2 protein-coding genes are annotated in these 2,230 nt (G+C 40.0%); one reads left to right on the top strand and one right to left on the bottom strand.

Annotation, left to right across the window (positions count from 1 at the left end; translation table 11 throughout):
- A partial coding sequence (locus ACY65O_RS09840) for a hypothetical protein (RefSeq protein WP_462220681.1) occupies nucleotides 1–231 on the top strand: 231 nt, incomplete at its 5' end.
- Between the two features lie 201 nt (nucleotides 232–432).
- On the opposite strand, the gene ACY65O_RS09845 is transcribed toward ACY65O_RS09840, so the two are convergent.
- A partial coding sequence (locus tag ACY65O_RS09845) for a DNA topoisomerase (protein WP_462220682.1) occupies nucleotides 433–2,230 on the bottom strand: 1,798 nt, incomplete at its 5' end.

Genomic DNA, 2,230 nt, shown 5'->3' on the forward strand with positions numbered 1-2,230 from the left:
CCTCAAGGCCATATAAATATAGAAAGCGAAAATCAATTTATAAGAAATGGATTAATTCAAATTATAGAAGGAAAATTATCTATCCCGATGACTATAGATAGTATTGTAGGAGAAACTGATGAAGAAGGCTTAAAAGCAAAAAATAGGATTGCATTAATGCAAGAATTAATTATTGAGTACTATCAAAGGGAGAACAAAAAAATAATTGAGGGGAAAAATAATGCCAGTTGATGTTAATTATTTTTGAAAGGTAGGTTATTATTAGCCTCGTTTAATATTTTTCACGAACCCTTCCGTTCAATCTACGCTACAATAAAAGCTCAATAAAGCTATAAACGTACAAGTGAGTCCCGAGGCAACGCACAAATCTTTCTCGGGATAAATTTTACAACAATGCCGACCAAAGCTTCCACTGCCCGTCCCCAAAAAAAATTACTTCTTCTTCGCCACCGCCTTCTTCGCCGGAGCTTTTTTTGCAGCCGCTTTCTTTGCTGGAGCTTTTGTTTTTTTATCAAACGCTTTCGGTTCCTGCACCAAAATCATTTTCTTCACCTCATCAATAGTTAATGCAGATAATTCTTCGGGAGTGTACTTGCCATTAGCACCGCTGCCGCTGAGTTTGTATTTCTTTTTGCCCATTTTAATAATGGCGCCCCAGCGTTCGTTTTCGATAGTTATCTTGTCTTCGGGAAAAGCTTTAATAACACGGTTGGCTTCTTTAACCACTTTAGCCGCTATCAGTTCATCAATATCATTTTGAGAGAGGGCATCGTAATTATAACGCACCGGGATATTAATAAACATGTCGTTCCATTTTATAAACGGACCAAAGCGGCCTTTGCCTTTGGTAACGGGTTTGCCTTCGTAATGTGCAACAGGAGCATCTTCAATTCTTTTTGCTTCTATTAATGCAATAGCCCGATCAATATCCACACTGCCCGGCTCTTCGCCACGGGGTATAGAAATAAACTGGTCGCCAAATTTTACGTACGGGCCAAAGCGGCCAATGTTAACCGTTATTTCCTGTCCTTCGTGTTCGCCAAGTGGTGCACCCAACTTAAATAATTCCATGGCATCTTCAAACGAAATGGTTTCAATGCTCTGCGATGCTTTCAGTTTGGCAAATTTTGCTTTTTCCTCGCCTTCGGTTACGCCTATTTGTACCATGGGGCCATAACGTCCCATACGTGCAATTACAGGTTTGCCTGTTTCGGGGTCGGTACCCAGCGCTCTTTCGCCAACAGAACGTTCGGCGTTTTCTAAGGTATGCTCCACACCTTCGTGAAAGGGCGTGTAAAAATCACTCACCATCGTATTCCAAACCAATTTGCCGTCGGCAATTTCATCAAACTCTTTTTCTATTTCGGCGGTAAAATTATAATCCATCACTTTATCAAAATGCTGGTTTAAAAAATCGGTAACCACCAACCCTAAATCGGTAGGAAATAATTTATTTTTTTCTGCCCCGGTATTTTCCTGCTCTGTAACTTTTACAATTTTATCATCCTTCAGTTTCATTATCCGGAAATCTCTTTTCACGCCTTCCTTTTCTTTTTTCTCTACATAAGTTCTTTTAATAATAGTGCTGATAGTGGGAGCGTAGGTACTCGGACGGCCAATGCCCAGCTCTTCTAATTTTTTTACCAGCGATGCCTCTGTATATCTTGCACCGGGCCTTGTAAATCTTTCGGTGGCCAGCATTTGATTAAAAACCAAGACTTGCCCAACAGTTAAATTGGGTAAGCGGCTTTCATCATCATTATTTTCTGCCTCATCATCGTCACTGCTTTCTAAATACACTTTTAAAAAGCCATCAAATTTTATTACCTGTCCGCTGGCGGTTAATTCTTCGTTGTTGGTGCTGATGTTTATTTTAGCAGTGGTGTTTTCTAATTCTGCATCCGCCATTTGCGATGCAATCGTTCTTTTCCAAATCAGTTCATACAAACGGTTGAGATCAAAATCATCTACCGATTTATTTTCCATGTACGTGGGGCGTATGGCTTCATGCGCTTCCTGTGCACTTTCGTTTTTGTTTTTGTATTTGCGTATTTGTAAATATTTATCGCCAAAACTTTTGCCTATCTCTGTTTTAATAGCGTCCATAGCTGTTTCGCCCAGGTTCACACTATCGGTACGCATATAAGTTATCTTACCACTTTCGTATAATTTTTGTGCAAGCAACATGGTTTTGCTTACGCCGTAACCTAATTTACGGCTGGCTTCCTGC

The organism is Ferruginibacter sp. (assembly GCF_031430955.1).
Taxonomy (GTDB): domain Bacteria; phylum Bacteroidota; class Bacteroidia; order Chitinophagales; family Chitinophagaceae; genus Ferruginibacter.